General features: G+C 70.8%; 13 protein-coding genes. 4 read left to right on the forward strand and 9 right to left on the reverse strand.

The genetic code is table 11. From position 1 onward, the window contains the following. Nucleotides 1-34: 34 nt before the first annotated feature. The 9 genes from ACRAKI_RS13190 to ACRAKI_RS13230 all read right to left on the reverse strand — a co-directional run bounded on the left by ACRAKI_RS13190 (nucleotide 35) and on the right by ACRAKI_RS13230 (nucleotide 9675). A complete protein-coding gene (locus tag ACRAKI_RS13190) occupies nucleotides 35-868 on the reverse strand; it encodes an AraC family transcriptional regulator (RefSeq protein ID WP_447007356.1) in 834 nt (277 codons plus the stop codon). A 171-nt stretch (nucleotides 869-1039) separates the two neighbouring features. Beyond that, nucleotides 1040-3034, reverse strand: coding sequence for an NAD-dependent DNA ligase LigA (ligA, locus tag ACRAKI_RS13195; protein ID WP_447007357.1), 1995 nt, complete (start codon nucleotides 3032-3034; stop codon nucleotides 1040-1042). A 193-nt stretch (nucleotides 3035-3227) separates the two neighbouring features. Continuing rightward, a complete protein-coding gene (locus tag ACRAKI_RS13200) occupies nucleotides 3228-3806 on the reverse strand; it encodes a hypothetical protein (protein WP_447007358.1) in 579 nt (192 codons plus the stop codon). Nucleotides 3807-4044: 238 nt separating this feature from the next. Beyond that, nucleotides 4045-5277, reverse strand: coding sequence for an Nramp family divalent metal transporter (locus ACRAKI_RS13205; protein WP_447007359.1), 1233 nt, complete (start codon nucleotides 5275-5277; stop codon nucleotides 4045-4047). Between the two features lie 98 nt (nucleotides 5278-5375). After that, nucleotides 5376-6365: a VOC family protein gene (locus tag ACRAKI_RS13210; RefSeq protein WP_447007360.1), complete on the reverse strand. Its 990-nt coding sequence runs from the start codon at nucleotides 6363-6365 to the stop codon at nucleotides 5376-5378. Between the two features lie 2 nt (nucleotides 6366-6367). Next, entirely contained in the window at nucleotides 6368-6598 is a 231-nt protein-coding gene (locus ACRAKI_RS13215; RefSeq protein ID WP_447007361.1) for a 2-hydroxymuconate tautomerase, read from the reverse strand. A gap of 2 nt (nucleotides 6599-6600) precedes the next feature. Continuing rightward, a complete protein-coding gene (locus ACRAKI_RS13220; protein ID WP_447007362.1) occupies nucleotides 6601-7401 on the reverse strand; it encodes a 2-keto-4-pentenoate hydratase in 801 nt (266 codons plus the stop codon). Between the two features lie 19 nt (nucleotides 7402-7420). Beyond that, nucleotides 7421-8074 (reverse strand): 2-keto-4-pentenoate hydratase, encoded by a 654-nt coding sequence (locus tag ACRAKI_RS13225; protein WP_447007363.1) that lies wholly within the window; start codon nucleotides 8072-8074, stop codon nucleotides 7421-7423. A gap of 77 nt (nucleotides 8075-8151) precedes the next feature. Beyond that, nucleotides 8152-9675, reverse strand: a complete 1524-nt coding sequence (locus ACRAKI_RS13230; protein ID WP_447007364.1) for an aldehyde dehydrogenase — start codon at nucleotides 9673-9675, stop codon at nucleotides 8152-8154. Between the two features lie 515 nt (nucleotides 9676-10190). Between ACRAKI_RS13230 and ACRAKI_RS13235 the strand changes: the two genes are divergently transcribed. The 4 genes from ACRAKI_RS13235 to ACRAKI_RS13250 are packed head-to-tail and all read left to right on the forward strand — an operon-like array spanning nucleotide 10191 to nucleotide 15148. Then, nucleotides 10191-11726 (forward strand): FAD/NAD(P)-binding protein, encoded by a 1536-nt coding sequence (locus ACRAKI_RS13235; protein ID WP_447007365.1) that lies wholly within the window; start codon nucleotides 10191-10193, stop codon nucleotides 11724-11726. A gap of 41 nt (nucleotides 11727-11767) precedes the next feature. Continuing rightward, nucleotides 11768-13333 carry a 4-hydroxyphenylacetate 3-hydroxylase family protein gene (locus tag ACRAKI_RS13240; RefSeq protein ID WP_447007366.1) on the forward strand — a complete coding sequence of 522 codons (1566 nt, stop codon included), beginning with the start codon at nucleotides 11768-11770 and terminating at the stop codon, nucleotides 13331-13333. A 28-nt stretch (nucleotides 13334-13361) separates the two neighbouring features. Continuing rightward, the gene (locus ACRAKI_RS13245; protein ID WP_447007367.1) at nucleotides 13362-13931 is read left to right on the forward strand and encodes a flavin reductase family protein; all 570 of its coding nucleotides are present in this window, start codon (nucleotides 13362-13364) and stop codon (nucleotides 13929-13931) included. After that, entirely contained in the window at nucleotides 13928-15148 is a 1221-nt protein-coding gene (locus ACRAKI_RS13250; RefSeq protein WP_447007368.1) for an aminotransferase-like domain-containing protein, read from the forward strand. The genes ACRAKI_RS13245 and ACRAKI_RS13250 overlap by 4 nt, the downstream gene beginning before the upstream one ends. The last annotated feature ends 73 nt before the right edge of the window (nucleotides 15149-15221 follow it).

The following is a 15221-nucleotide window of genomic DNA, read 5'->3' on the forward strand; positions in this document are numbered from 1 at the left end:
CCGACTGCGCGTGGTCGACCTGCTGGACGGAGCCTCACCGGCCGACCTGCACCGCACCCACCCGGTGATCTCCGGCAATCCGTCCCCGGCGTCGAGGACCGGGTTGGTCGCCCGTCCTGACCGGGGCCCACCTCCGGTGCGCTCCGGGGGTGACGCCGAAGGCGCGGCGGAAGACCTCGATGAACGCGCTCGCCGACGACCAGCCGCACAGGTGCGCCACCGTCGTCACCGGGAGGTCGTCGGCCAGCAGGACCAGGGAGTGGTGCAGCCGCAGCTGGGTGCGCCATTGCGGGAAGCTCATGCCGAGGTCGGACTTGAACAGCCGCGTCAGGGTGCGGTCGCCGGCGCCGACCTCCTTGCCCAGCGCGGCCAGGGTCCGGTCGTCGGCCGGGTCGGTGGTGAGGATCGCGCACAGCGCCCGCAACCGGGGGTCGCGGGGAGCGGGCAGGTGCAGCGGCTGCTGGGGTGACGCCCGGAGCTGGTCGAGCAGGACGCCCCGCAGCCGCTCGCGCTCCGGGCTGTCGTCGTGCGGGGGACGGGTGTAGGCGAGGATCAGCTCGCGCAGCAGCGGGCCGACCGTGAGCACCGTGGGCCGGTCCAGCCCGAGCGGGTTCTGGTTCGCGGGCAGTCCGACCAGGTGCAGTTCGAGCCGGCCGCGCGCCTGGTGGGCGTGAACGGTGCCGGCGGGTACCCAGATGGCACGGGTGGCCGGTGCGACCCAGGAGCCGGCGTCCGTGGTGACGGCCAGGACCCCGCGACCGGCGTAGACGATCTGGTGATCGTCGTGCCGGTGCGCGTCGATGGCCGCTCCCGGCGCGAGCCACTGGGCACGCGTCGGGGCCACCTCGACGTGGCGGGTTTCCGTCATCACTGCACGTCCGGTGCGCAACGGCACTCGTGGAAGCTGCTGTCCAGGCACCCGACCTCCGAAGGCGGCGTCGAGTACCGCCGCTGCGCCTGCGGCGGCATGGCGATCCTGTACGAGGGCGCCCCGGTGGCCCACCCGAAGCCCCACCGGGGCTGACGACCCGCCGACCTCCTAGGCGATGCCGGCCGCGATCAACTGCTGCCAGATCACCCCCTGGTCGACCACCTCGACCTCCAGCTTCTCGGCCTTGGTGAGCTTGCTCGCGCCGACGTCGGCGCCCGTGATCAGGTAGTCGGTGCTCGCCGAGACCGAGGACGCGGTGGTCGCGCCGGCCTTCTCGCACAGTCGCTGGAAGGTGGGGCGGGGGACCTTCTCGCCGGAGCGCGGGTCGCTGATCGCGCCGGTGACCACCACCGTCTTGCCGGCCAGTGGCGCGTCGGACGCGACGACGGGCGGCAGGTCCTCTTCCCGGACGTCCAGCGAGACGCCGCGCTCGCGCAGCCGCTCCAGCTCGGGCCGGAGCCGGGTGAGGTGTTCGATCAGGGATGCGGCGACCTTCGGCCCGATGTCGTCCACGGCGACGAGCCGTTCCTCCCCGGCGTCGGCGACCTCCTCCAAGGAGCCGAACCCCGCGCGGCACAGGCGGGTGGCTGTTCCCTCGGAGGCCATCGGGATGGCGAGCCCGATCAGCGCCCGGCGCAGCCCGACCCGACGGCTGGCGGCGATCGACTCGATCATGCGCGTCGCGGAGGTCTCGCCGATGCGGTCGAACTCCAGCAGCTGCTCCTTGGTCAGGCCGTACAAGTCCGACGGGTGTTCGAGGATGCCGGCTTCGGCGAGCCGTTCGATCCACACCGGACCGACGGCCTCGATGTCCGCCGCCGCCCGTGACGCCCAGTGGATCAGCCGCCGCACGGTCTGGGCGGGGCAGGCTACGTTGGTGCAGAACAGTTCCCGGCTGTTGCCCTGCTCGGTCAGGCCCTGCCCGCACGACGGGCACTCGGTGGGCGGCACGATCTCCCGCTCCGCGCCCGTGCGCTTCGACTCGTCCAGCACACCGGCGACGAACGGGATCACGTCACCCGCGCGGCGGACCAGCACCGTGTCCCCGATCATGATGCCGCGCGCCCGGATGACCTCCTGGTTGGCCAGCGTCGCCCGCGTCACCGTCGTGCCGCCCACGAACACCGGTTCGAGCCAGGCGACCGGGGCGATCTTGCCCGTCTTGCCGACGTCCCAGACCACGTCGGCCAGCACCGTCGTCTTCTCCTCGGCGGCGAACTTGAACGCCAGCGCGCCACGGGGCGAGTTCGACCGGGTGCCGGCGGCGGCGTAGGCGTGCCGGTCGGCCAGCCGCAGCACCGCGCCGTCCAGGTCGTAGTCGAGGTCGTTGCGCTGCGCCTCGATCTCCCCGATCACCACCTGCGCCTGGGCCGCGTCCACGCAGTGGCGCATGTCGGCGCCGGTGAACCCGAGCTCCCCCAGGCCGTTCTCCAGGTCGGTCCAGGCGTCCGGGTCGGTGGACGTGTCCAGGTCGAAGGCGAAGAACTGCAGGCGCCGTTCGGCGACCGTGGCCGGGTCCTTCGCGCGCAACGTGCCGGCGGCAGCCCCGCGCGGGTTGATCAGGGGCTTGTCCGGGTGCGCGGCGTTGTAGGCGGAGAACGTGGAGCGCAACATCACCGCCTCGCCCCTCACCTCCACCCGCCCGGACGCGTCGACCCGGCCCGGCACCCCGTCGATCAGCGCCTTCACCAGCATGGTCACGTCGTCACCGGTCGTGCCGTCACCGCGGGTGACGGCACGCGCCAGCCGCCCGTCCTCGTAGACCAGGGCCAGCGACAGCCCGTCCAGCTTCGGCATGACGACCACCGGCTGACCGGGGAAGCGGTCGAAGAACGCGGCGACCTGCTCTGGTCGGGTCGCCTTCTCCAGCGACAACATCGGCCGCGAGTGCCGGACGGGCGCGTGCAGCACCCCGGGCGCGCCGACCTGCTCCAGCGGGTTGGGGACGGGCGCGGACTCCGGGTTGGCCTCGATCAGCCCCCGCAACTCGTCCTCGATGGCGTCGTACTCGGCGTCCGCCACCAACGGCGAACCCCGGTAGTAAGCGTCGCGCAACACCACAACCTGGTCCGCGAGCTCCCGGATGCGTTCCTCAGCGTTCACGTCGCACAAGCTACCGGCGACCACCGACACCGCCCGCCGATCAACGGCGGGCGGTGACGAGTCCGAGGGCCACGCCGCACTCTTCGGGCACTTCTCCGAATGGCCACCGGCGCAACGAAACGTCATTCGACAACGATTTCCCGGGTGCCGCGTGCCCGGCGGGCGAAATTCCGCCGGGCACGCGGCCGTCCGGTCAGCCGGTCGTCAAGGCGACGTCGTCCAGGATGAACGAGGTCTGGACGTCGAAGTCCTCGCGGCTGATGAAGTTGATCGTCACGGTCTGGCCGGCGAAGGCGCCGACGTCGAACGACCGCAGCCGGTAGTCACCCTTGTCCACGTTGGAGAAGCGGCCGACCGTGGTGGTGCCCACGCGGACGGTCAAGGTGTCGTAGGCGACCGGCAGGGTTTCCGCCGTGTTGATCTTCAGCATCACCGACAGCGTCGAGTTGGTGCAGCCGGCGGGGATGGTGACGGTCTGGCGCAGCGACTCGACCGAGGGGGCGGCGGCCCCGCCCAGCCACGCCGACCAGCTGCCCGAGTGCGGCGCGGCCTTCCCGGTCCACGTGTGGATCGACCAGTTGGCGCCGTCCCAGCCGGCCGGACCGCTCTCGAAGCCCGGGTTGACCAGCACCTGACCCGGGTTCGCGCAGGCGGCCGGGCTCATCTCCGCCTGGGCGACGGCGGGCGGGGCGAGCACGGCGGACGCGGCGGCGAGGGCCGCCCAGGCCAGCGCGACCCGACGGGCTGAGGATCGGCGAACAGGTTCCTTCACGTTCACTCCCTGATTCCAGCGTCAGAACCGACAGGCGAGACAGGACCGCTTGCCGGTCACGGCGTGCCGAACGTGTTCGCGCGAACGTGGTCGAACGCTAGAGCAGCGAATCGGCAGGCGCCATTGCCGAATGCGGGGCCGACATTGGTCACTTCGGTTTTCCGGGATCATTCCCCCGTTCCGCCGCACAATCCGGTGGTTGATCTTCGGGTTCCCGTTCCCCGCAGCGGCCGGCGTCTCAACCGGTCGCCACCAGGCCGACCAGGGTCAGGTTCAGCGCGATGATCGCCCCCACCGCGATCCACGCGCACACGGTGGTCGCCCGCCGGTTGACGTGGTCGCCCATCGTCGCGGTCGACGACGTCAGACGGACCAGCGGCACCAGCGCGAACGGGATGCCCATCGACAGCACCACCTGCGAGAGGACCAGTGCGGCGGTCGGGTCGAAGCCGGAGGCGAGCAGCGCGAGGGCGGGGACGAGCGTGACGACCCGGCGCAGCAGCAGAGGGACCCGCACGTGCAGGAGCCCGTCGAGCACCACCGCGCCGGAGTAGTTCCCGACGGCCGTGGACGCCAACCCGGAGGCGAGCAGGCCGATCGCGAACAGGAACGCGATCCCGCCGCCCAGGTTCGCGCCGATGGCGGCGTGCACGCCCGAGATCTCGTCGATGTTCTCCGCGCCCCGGAGCGCGCTCGCCGCGACCAGGAGCAGCGCCAGGTTGACCGCGCCGGCCAGCAACATCGCCATGACGACGTCGGCCCGCGTGGCGGCGAGCACGCGTCGGACGGCGGGCCCCGTGACGTGACCGTGGCGGTCACGCGCGAGCGCCGAGTGCAGGTACACGGCGTGCGGCATGACGGTGGCCCCGAGCATCCCCGCGGCCAGCAGCACGCTGTCGGTCCCGTCGAAGCGGGGCACCAGGCCACCGAACGCCTCGGCCGTCGGCGGCGCGACGAGCAGCCCCGCCGCGAACCCGCACGCGATCACCACCAGGAACGTCGTGATCAGCCGTTCGAACGGCTTCTGCCCCCGCCGGTCCTGCACGAACAGCAGCACGGTCGACACCACGCCGGTGATCAGGCCGCCCCACAGCAGCGGCAGGCCGAACAGGATGTGCAGCGCGATGGCCCCGCCCAGCACCTCGGCCAGGTCGGTCGCCATCGCGACGATCTCGGCCTGCCCCCAGTACGCCAGCCGCGCGGGCCTGGGCAGCCGGTCCCGGACCGCCTCGGGCAGCGAGCGCCCGGACACCAGGCCGAGCTTGGCCGACAGGTACTGCACGAGGCCCGCCACGACGTTCGCCGCGACGAGGACCCAGACGAGCAGGTAGCCGTAACGCGCGCCGGCCGCCGTGTTCGTCGCGACGTTGCCCGGGTCGACGTAGGCGATCGCGGCGACGAAGGCGGGGCCCAGCAAGGCGGCCCTACCGCGCAGGGTGGCCGCTTTCCTGCGAACGGGTGTGGTCGTCACGCCTTCCTCCCTGGTGAGTGCTCGTGGTGAGTGCTCGTGGTGACACCGCCGGCGGGGACGGGTGGTCCGCCAGTCCCCGCCGGCGTCCGCGCGCGGCCTCAGGCCGTCTCGGCCTCGGGGTCTGCCACCGGGGGAGTGCCGTAGGTGAAGTACGTCTCCTGGGGGAGGTTCGTGCCGCCGATGGCGGTGGCCGTGTCGATGTCCGCCATCGTCCACGTCCTGGTCTCGAAGTCCGGCTCCAGCTCCAGGATCCCCGGGTCGCCGAACAGCTCGATCCGGTTGCCCCCGGGCTCGAACACGTACAGGAACGCGCCCTGGGTGATGCCGTGGCGGTCCGGCCCGGCCTCGATCTTGATGTCGTAGTCCCGGAACATCTCCGCGGCGTCCACCGTGTGCTGCTGCACGCCGTAGTAGAACGCCACGTGGTGCAACCGGCCTCGCGCGCCGCGGGCGTCGTGCATGATCGCGATCTCGTGCCCGAGGATGTTGCTGCTCAACCAGGCGCCGATCTCCACCTCGCCGTCCACGACCCGCTCGCGGGTCTGCATGCCCAGGTAGCGCTCGAACGACTTCTTCGTCGGGGTGACCTCGCTGGCGAGCAGGTTCAGGTGGTCGATGCGCTTGATCGGCAGGCCCTGCAACGGCTTCTTCGACGGTCGGGTGAGGATCTTGCTCTTCAGCTCCGGCGGCGCCTGGTACTTCTCCACCTCCCACAGCAGGTTCATCCGGTGGCCGTCGGGCGTGTCGAACTGGAACGTCTTGCCGTACCCGTAGTCACCGTCGTGCCAGTTGCCCTCGACGTTGCCGTTCCGGATCGCCTTGACCCGCCGCTCCAGGGCGTCCGGCGACGCCGTCCGCATGGCGAAGTGGTCCATCCGGGGCTGCGCGGCCTCGGTGACCTTCAAGCTCCACTGGTACGGGTCCTCGTAGCCGCGCAGGTAGACCGACTGCCCCTCGCGGTACGTCTCGTACATGCCGAGCAGGTCCTTGAAGAACCACAGGGTGCCGTCGGGGTCGGGTGTGTGCAGCTCCACCCGGGCCAGATGGGCGATCTCGTGCCGGCGGAACTCCGGGTCCAGGTCGGACATCGTCATTTCTCCTGTTCGCTGTGCTCAGTGGTGGCCGCCGCGGCGGAGGTCCGCTCGGCGATGGTGACGTCGCCGGCCGCCCAGTGCGCCGGCTCGACCTCTCTGATGACGACCCGGATGTTGGCCTTCGGCGCGCCCACGGCCCGGTGCGCGGCCTCGGTCAACTCGTGGATCAGGTCCCGGATCTGCTGGGGCGTGCGCCCGGTCCCGAGCGACACGTCGATGAACGGCACGGTCAGCCTCCTGCGAGCGTGACGGTTCCGAGGGTGGTGAAGTGCGCGGCGACGCGGGCGCCGGGTGTGACGTGGACGGCGTCCGTCATGCCGCCGGTGAGCACCAGCCAGCCGGGTTCGATGGCGAGACCCCTGGCGCCCAGGAGGTTCGCCGCGAGCGCCAGCGCCTCGGCCGGGTGGCCCTGCACAGCGGCGCCGGTGGCGGCGTCCTCGACCTGACCGTCCACTTCCAGCAGGCAGGCCTCGTGCGCGAGGTCCAGCCGTTCGGGGGAGACGGCGACCGGCCCGAGGACGAACAGGCCGGACGAGCTGTTGTCCGCGACCGCGTCCTGCATGGTGAACTTGAAGTCCCGGTACCGGCTGTCGATGACCTCGATCCCGCCGTGCACGCTCGACACGGCCCGCAGTGCCGTGGCCGCGGTGACGCCGGGACCGGCCAGCCGGCCACCCACCACGAAGACGATCTCGGGCTCCGCCCTCGGGTGGATCAACCGTTCCCGCGGCAGCGGCGCACCGGCGGGGAGGACCATCGCGTCGGTGAGCCAGGCCAGGGACGGGTAGTCGATGCCCATCCGCCGCTGCTTGGCGCGCGACGTCAGCCCGAGCTTCACGCCGATCAGCCGTTCACCGCGGTCCAGGCGGCGGCGCAGTGCCTCGAACTGGATCGTGTAGGCGGTGGTCAGGTCCAGGTCCGGCCACAGCGCGGTGATGGGACCACGGGCGGTCCGGGACCGCTCGGCGTCCAGCAGCACCTGCGCGGCGCGGGCGACGTCGCCGGGTCGGACGTCGGTGGATCCGGTCATCGGGTTCCCTCCATCGCCGTCACGCCCCGAGCACCGCGGTGACCGACCCCAGACCGGGGACGGAGACGACGGCTGCCGCGCCCGCCGGCAGGTCCGCCGCCCTGGTCATCGAGCACACCAGGACGACCTGGCCCGCCGCCAGGGCGAGCCCTTCGCCGAAGGCCTCGTTCGCCAGCCACACCAAGGCGTTGAGCGGTGAACCGAGCATCATCCCGCCGGCGCCGGTCTCGACGAGCTCGCCGTCGCGGTGCAGCAGGCAGCCCGCCAGCCTGAAGTCGATCCCGTCCACACTGGACGGTCGCGTGCCCAGCACGACGATCCGGCGCGATCCCGTGGAGTCCGCGGACTCGGGCGATCCACTGATCTCGGCGGCGAGCAGCACGTGGTCCACGGCACGCACGACGTCCACCACGGTCACGTCCGGACCCGCGAGCGGACGGCCGAGCACGAACGCGAGTCCGGTCTGGACGGTGGGCGCGGTGAACCGGACGTCGATCGGCTGGTGCTCGGGCCGGAAGTCCGCGGCGGCCAACTCCCCGAACACCGGCCTGTCCACGCGCAGCGCGCGTTGCGCGACCCGCGATGTCGCGGTGACCACGTAGCCGTACGGGCGCGTCGGTCGCTCGGGCGGGTGCTTGCCCTGCTTCTCCTGGGCGATCTCGGTCGAGACCATTCCTCCCCCTTCGTACGTGGGACGTCCTGGCGGCGTGGCGCGGCTCAGGGGTGGCGCAGTCGTGGCTCAGTCGTGGCTCAACGAACGCGCACCATGACCGCGCGCGGCTCGGTGAAGAACTCGCGCGAGTACTGGCCGCCTTCCCGGCCCACCCCGCTGGCCCCTTCACCGCCGAACGGCAGGCGCAGGTCGCGGTCGAGGTAGGTGTTGATCCACACGGTCCCGGCGCGCCACCGGGCGGCCAGCCGGTGGGCCCGGTCGAGATCCCTGGTGAACAGGATCCCGGACAGCCCGTAACGGCTCCTGTTCGCCAGCGTGATCGCTTCCTCTTCGGTGTCGAAGGGAATGATCGACTCCACCGGTCCGAAGATCTCCTCCTGTGCGGTTCGGCTTTCGTTCGACAAACCGGTGATGATGGTCGGGGTGTAGTAGAAACCGTCGCCCAAACCCGCCGACGTCACCCGCGCGCCACCCGTCACGACTTTTCCGCCTTCTTCGGCGGCCAGCTCCACATAGCTGTGGACTTTGTCCAGGTGGCGTTTCTCGATCAGTGGCCCCATGTCCGTCGCCGGGTCCTTCGGGTCGCCGACCACGATCTTCGCCGCCGCTTCGGTGAATCGGCTCAGGAATTCGTCCAGGATGCCGCGCTGGACGAACAACCGGGTTCCCGCGAAGCACACTTGACCGTTGCCGGCGAATGCCGCCTTGATGGACTCCGGCACCGCCACGTCCAGGTCCGCGTCGTCGAACACGATGTTCGCGGACTTCCCGCCGAGCTCCGCCGAGACCGGTGTGAGATTCGCCGCCGCCGCTGCCATGACTTTCACCCCGGTGGCGGTCGACCCGGTGAAGGTGATCCGGTCCACCCTCGGGTCGCTGGTGAGCGGCCCGGCCACCTCGTCACCGCCGAAGCCGTGCACGATGTTGAGCACGCCTTCGGGCAGGCCCGCCTCCAGGGCGATCTCCCCGAACCTGGCCGCGGTCAGGGGGGTCTGCGGTGCGGGCTTGAGCACAGTCGTGTTGCCGAACGCCAGCGCCGGCGCGAGCTTCCACGTCGCCAGCATCAGCGGCGCGTTCCACGGGCTGATCGCGCTCACGACGCCCGCCGGCGGGTGCAGCGTGTAGGACAGCAGTGGCCCGTCCGGGTATGCCGAGTCCGCCGCGAAACTCGCGTAGTCGGCGAAAAAGCGCAGGTTGTGGGCTACGCGCGGCATGTCGGCGCGCCGCGTCACGCGGATGATCTTGCCCGCGTCACGGGTCTCCAGCTCCGCCAGTTCCTCGCTGTGGGCGTCGACCGCGTCCGCGACGGCGTGCAGCACCCGGGCTCGTTCGCGCGGCGTCATCCGGGGCCACGGACCCTCGTCGAACGCCGTGCGGGCCGCCGCCAGGGCCGCCCGCGCGTCCTCCGCCCCACCGCGCGCGACGGTCGCCAGCACCCGGTCGTCGTGCGGGTCGCGGGTCTCGAACGTCTCCCCGCCGGCCGCAGGCACCGAGGCGCCGTTGATCAGGTGTCGCACTTCCGGCGCGACTTGCCCGGTTTGTCCGTCACGTACTGCGGACATAAATCTCCCCAACTCCGTCCGCATTGCGGACACAGGCATCGAGAAATCTTATCGGTGCAGTTCTGGGACTTCGGCCGCGATTGGAGTTCACGGCGTGCGGGAGCATCGCTCCGGGTCGGAGCGATGCTGGTGGGTGAGGGTGGAGGATTAATCCGAAAGGACGCTCCCGTCGGCATCTCCTCGGCCGAACGGCTCAAGGTATGCCACGAAGAACTCGTCCCGCGGTGACCTCGATCCATCTTCCACACAGGACCCCTACCGGTCAAGCAAGTGCGTTCGAAGCCGCACTGTGGAACCCCCTCGGGAGTTGGTTGACCTCGGGTATCCGGCCAGGTAGCGTCGGAGCGGGGGAGGGCGTTCTGGTAACTCGCCAGGCGCCCTTGCAGCCGATCTGGGGACTTTTCTCGGCTGCATTTCACCGCCGGGACATCTCATTCTTCCCATTGACCAGTGGCGCGTTCGCACGCGCCTCCCTTTCGGCTGCCCTCCGAACCCAGGGGGGCAGTCGGTGTGCGCGTGCACGATCCAGGAGGGACTCAGGTGAGCTCGACGCCATGCGTAGCGACAGACGAATAGGGATCGTCGGCGGCGGCGCTTCGACCGTGTGCCTGCTCGACGCACTCGCCCGGTCGGACGTGGGCGGCGGGGCGATCACCGTATTCGACCCCTCACCGCACCTCTGGCGGGGGCGGCCGTACCAACGGGACGTCACCGCGGTCCGGGTGAACATCGCACCCGAGGGCATGACGATTCGCAGCGGGGACAGAGGGCACTTCACGCGGTGGCTCGCGTCCCGGTACCCGAAGGTGCAAGGGGAGGACGACTACACGGATCCGCTGTGCGGCATCAAGTTCATCCCGCGGGGCATGTACGGCGAGTACTTGGAGGACTCAGCCCGCGATGCGCTCGTCAACCTCGCCGAATCCGGTTGGCGGGTGTCCGTCGTGCGCCAGCAGGTCGTGTCAGCGGACACATCGGATGATGGGGTGTTACTCACCACGGCCGACGGTGATGTGTCCGTCGTGGACCGTGTCGTCCTCTGCACGGGCCGCGGCGCACCGCCCGACGACTACGGGCTCAAGGGCACGCCCGGTTACGTGGTCGACCCCTACCCGCTGACGAGGACCCTCGGCCAGGTCGACCCCGACCGGGACGTCGCGGTGCTCGGCAGCGGGCTGACCGGAGTGGACGTCGTGCTCGCGTTGGCCGCCAAGGGACACCGCGGGCGCGTCCACATGCTTTCGCGCAGCGGAGTGCTGCCGACCGTCCGCCAGAAGCCGGTGTCGCACCGGCTGGTCCACTTCCGCCCGGAAGAGCTGCGCGACGCCGCGTTGCGCGGCGAGACCGTGCGGCTCGACCAGCTCGTGGAGACGATGCGAGCCGAGTTGATCTCCGCGGGGGAGGACCCGGCGACCGTCCTCGCGGAACTCGCCTCGCTCGACCGGGAGGACCCGACCACCCGCCTGCGCCGGCACCTGGCCGATGTCGACTCGCCCGACCGGGCACTGCGGATCCTCCAGTACGCGGTGCCGGCGACCGGCCCGGACGTCTGGACGCTCCTTCCCGAGGAGGACAAGTCCGACCTGATCCGGCGCCACTACCGCGCGATGATGAGCATCTGCTGCCCCATGACCGCAGCCGCCGCCCGGAAACTCGTGGGCATGGTCGACAGCGGGCAGCTGGAGATCGTCCCCGGCGTCCGGCACGTCGCCGCCGAGGGGGAGGGCTTCACCTTCACGGCGGCCGACCGGACCACCGCGGTCGACGTCGTCGTCAACGCGGTGAACCCCGCCGTCCGCTCCACCTCGGCGATGGCCAAGCCGCTCGTCGACGGCCTGGTGGCGGCCGGGCTGGCCCAGGCGCACCCGCGCGGCGGGGTGCACGTCGACCGGGCCACCAGCCGGCTGACCGTGGACGGAGTCGCCGACCACCGCTTCCACGCGCTAGGCGATCTCGCCGGGGGCAGCCTCTTCTTCACCTTCGGCATGCCGTCACTGGTGGACCGCGCCAGGGACATCGTCGACGACCTGCTCCTGCTCGAATCCGCGAATGGACTGCCCGCGGCGGGCACCACCCTCCAGACCGCATGACGCCGCGCTTACCCGAGACCGCAGTTCAGGGAAGGAAGCCCATGACCACCGTCGCCCCCAACCCCCAGTCGGCAGGCAGCGCCAACGATGTCCGGCCCATGACCGGAGCGCAGTACCTCGATTCGCTGCGCGACGACCGCGAGGTCTACATCTACGGCGAACGGGTGCGCGACGTCACCGCACACCCCGCGTTCTACAACAGCGCGCGGTCGATCGCCCGCCTCTACGACGCATTGCACGAGCCCGAGGCGGAGGGCGTCCTGCGCGTGCCGACCGAGACGGGCAACGGTGGTTTCACCCACCCCTTCTTCAAGACCGCGCGCACTTCCGAAGACCTGGTGAAGTCGCGCGACGCGATCGTCGCCTGGCAGCGCCTGGTCTACGGGTGGATGGGTCGGACCCCCGATTACAAGGCCGCGTTCCTCGGCACGCTCGGCGTGAACTCTGAGTTCTACGGCGAATACCAGGCGAACGCGCTGCGGTGGTTCAAGGACGCGCAGGAACGGTTGCTGTACTTCAACCACGCGATCGTGCACCCGCCGATCGACCGGCACAAGCCGGCCGACGAGACGGCCGACGTCTGCGTGCACGTGAAGCGGGAGACCGACAGCGGGCTGGTCGTGTCGGGCGCCAAGGTCGTCGCCACGGGATCCGCGCTCACCAACGCGAACTTCATCGCGCACTACGGGCTGCCGTTGCGGGACAAGAAGTTCGGTCTGGTCTTCACCGTTCCGATGGACTCGCCCGGCCTCAAGCTGTTCTGCCGCGCGTCCTACGAGATGGCGGCGAAGGCGATGGGCACGCCGTTCGACTACCCGCTGTCGAGCCGGATGGACGAGAACGACGCCATCATGGTGTTCGACGAGGTCCTCGTGCCGTGGGAGAACGTCTTCATGTACGACGCCGAGTCGGCCAACGCGTTCGCGAACGGCTCCGGCTTCGTCAACCGCTTCACGTTCCACGGCTGCACGCGCCTCGCCGTGAAGCTCGACTTCATCGCCGGCTGCGCGATGAAGGCCGTGGAGATGACCGGCACGTCCGGCTTCCGCGGTGTGCAGGCGCAGATCGGCGAGATCCTCAACTGGCGCGACCTGTTCTGGGGCTTGTCCGACGCGATGGCGAAGTCGCCGGAGGCCTGGGCCGGCGACAGCGTCCAGCCCAACGGCCGCTTCGGCATGGCGTACCGGACGTTCATGGGCGTCGGCTACCCCCGGGTCAAGGAGATCCTCGAGCAGACCCTCGGCAGCAGCCTCATCTACCTCAACTCGCACGCCTCCGACTGGAAGAACGGCGAGATCCGCCCGTACCTGGACCAGTACCTGCGCGGCTCCAACGGGGTCGAGGCCATCGACCGGGTCAAGCTCATGAAGCTGCTGTGGGACTCGGTCGGCACCGAGTTCGGTGGTCGGCACGAGCTCTACGAGCGCAACTACGGCGGCGACCACGAAGCCGTGCGCTTCCAGACCGTGTGGGCTTACGAGGGTTCGGGCATGGCCGACGAGCTGAAGGGTTTCGTCGACAAGTGCATGTCCGAGTACGACCTCGACGGCTGGACCCAGCCGGGTCTCTACGACCCGTCGGACATCTCCGTCGTCGCCCGCGGCTGAACGGGCCGGGCACGTCAAGGGGATGCCGATGACCGAGAGCACGACCGAACGGCTGCTCGACACCGCCGGGGTGGCGCCGGCCGACCTGCGCGGTGCGATGAGCCGCTTCGCCAGCGGAGTGACCGTCATCACCACCGCCACCGGTGGGCCGGCCGGTCCGGAGGCGCACGGGATGACGGCCAACGCCTTCCTGTCCGTGTCCCTGGAGCCGCCGCTGGTGCTGGTGTCGGTGGCGGCGCGGGCGAAGTCGAACCGGCGGATCACCGAAACCGGCCGCTACGGCGTCTCCGTGCTCCACGTGGGGCAGCACGCGGTGTCGCGGCACTTCGCGGGCATCGAGGCGATGGCCGACGCCGTGGACTTCACCTGGACCGACGGCATCCCGCTCATCACCGGGGCGCTCGTCCACCTGGTGTGCACGGTCCGCGCCTCGCACCCGGCCGGCGACCACGTGCTGCACGTGGCCGCCGTCGACCACCTCCGGACGCGTGACGGCGTGCCCCTGCTGCTCTACAACGGAGAACCACGCGCGCTCACACCGGCCTGGCCGGCGGAGGACTGGCGGGCGCACGAGACGAGGAGGGGGAGCGGACAGTGACGACAACACCCGACGCGATCGGGCGACTGCCGTGGGAGCGGATGTTCGCCCGGCACGTCGCCGACGACAGCGGCGACGTGATCACCGCGATCCTGAAGCAGGCGGGCGGGGACGGCACCATCGCGTTCTCCGGCGGGTTCCCGCACCCGGCGACGTTCCCGAAGGACGCCCTGGCGGAGAGCTTCACCCGGATCCTGGGGGACCCGGCGAGCCTCCAGTACGGCCCGACTGCGGGTCTGCCCGGTCTGCGCGACTGGTTCGCGGGCTGGCTGGCCGACCACGACGGCCTGCGTCCCGCCGAGGACGAGCTGATGATCACCAGCGGGGGCATGGAAGGCCTCGGCCTGGTGGTGAAGTGCCTGGTCGACCCCGGTGACCGGGTGGTCGTCGAGGCGCCGACGTTCATGGGCGCGCTGGTCAGCTTCCAGCGTGCTTCGGCCCGCGCCGAAGCCGTGCCGGTGGACTCGGACGGCCTGGACGTCGACGCGCTCGAACGCCTGCTGACCGGTCCGGGGACGCCGCCGAAGCTGATCTACACCATCCCCGACTACCAGAACCCCACCGGCGTGAGCCTGTCGACGGAACGCCGGCACGCCCTCGTCGCGCTCGCCCGGCGGCACGGGGTGCTGATCGTCGAGGACGTCGCCTACCGCGAGCTGGGCTTCGGCGACACCCGCAGGCCCAGCCTGTGGTCCCTCGCCCCGGACGTGGTGGCGCAGGTCGGCACGTTCTCCAAGACGTTCACGCCGGGTATGCGGATCGGGTGGATCTCCGCACCCGCCGACCTGGTGAGCCAGCTCGTCCGGGCCAAGCAGAACACCGACCAGTGCACTTCCGGGCTCGGTCAGCTGCTGCTGGAGGACTACGGCCGCACCGGGCGCTTCGACCAGGGCATCCTCGCGTCCAGGGCGTTCTACCGGGCGCGCTGCCGGATCATGACCGACGCCCTGGCGGAGCACCTGCCCGAAGGGGTCCGCTTCACCCGCGCCGACGGCGGCTTCTTCACCTGGCTGACCGCGCCCGACACGGTCGACCCGGACGCGTTCCAGGAGGCCGCCCGCGCCGCCGGCGTCACCTACGTGCCGGGTGCCGCGTTCTACCCGGACCAGCGCGGCGAGCACGAGCTGCGCCTGTCCTACAGCCGGGTGGACGACGCGACGATCCCGGAGGGCGTGCGGCGGCTGGCCTCGGCGCTGGCCGCTGCGGACCGGCGCTGACCTGGCCTGACGCTGACCTGGCCTGACACCGACCGGACACCCCGGCTGACCTTCCCACGCACGAGAGGCACAC

It is taken from the genome of Saccharothrix isguenensis (genome assembly GCF_052936305.1).